Annotated in this window: 1 protein-coding gene; it reads left to right on the plus strand. The window is 65.4% G+C overall.

Annotated features, from left to right (window positions below; translation table 11 throughout):
* Nucleotides 1-730: TIGR02206 family membrane protein (locus I6U14_RS14180; protein ID WP_296900164.1), on the plus strand; the 730-nt coding region annotated here is incomplete at its 5' end.
* Between the last annotated feature and the right edge of the window lie 4 nt (nt 731-734).

Genomic DNA, 734 nt, shown 5'->3' on the forward strand with positions numbered 1-734 from the left:
CAGATGGGCTCCGCAGATGACGGTCGCTCCCCCCTTTGTACTCTTCGGCACCGCGCATCTCTGGACTCTGGTGCTCATTGCGGCGGTGGCCCTGCTGCTGCCACTTGCGGTGCGCCGCTTGGCTCCGGCGGCGGTGACGCCGGTGGGCTTGATGCTGGCGGCCCTGCTGCTGGGGCAGGAGGCCGTGGACGTCGCTTTGCAGCTGCGGCAGTTCGGGCCTTCGGTGCAACTGCTGCCACTTCACCTGTGCACGCTCGCGGTCTTTGTCACGGCCTGGATGCTGGTCACCCATAGCCCGCGAGTATTCGAAGTGGCCTACTTCTGGGCCCTAGCCGGTACCACCCAGGCGCTGCTGACACCGGACCTGCGCGCTGGCTTCCCGGCGCCGGCTTATCTGTTTTTCTTCGCGGGACATGGCCTGGTGGTGGTTGGCGTTCTCTACGCCACGCTGGCACTCGGACTGCGCCCTTACCCCATGTCGATCTTGCGGGTTGCTTTTATCACCTTGGCCCTGGCCGCCGTCGTCTTCGGCGTCAACCTGGCCCTGGGGACGAATTTCCTGTATCTCATGGCCAAGCCCGCCGGCGCATCACTGCTGGACTGGTTCGGTCCCTGGCCCTGGTACTGGCTGGGGCTGGTCGGGGTGGCGCTGGTCTCCTTCCTGCTGCTCTATGCGCCGTTCTTTCTGCTCGATACCTGGCGACGCCGATTTGCCGGTGCAAACGCCTGATGCG

Origin of the sequence: Thiohalocapsa sp. (genome assembly GCF_019695415.1) — a bacterium.
Taxonomy (GTDB): Bacteria; Pseudomonadota; Gammaproteobacteria; order Chromatiales; family Chromatiaceae; genus Thiohalocapsa.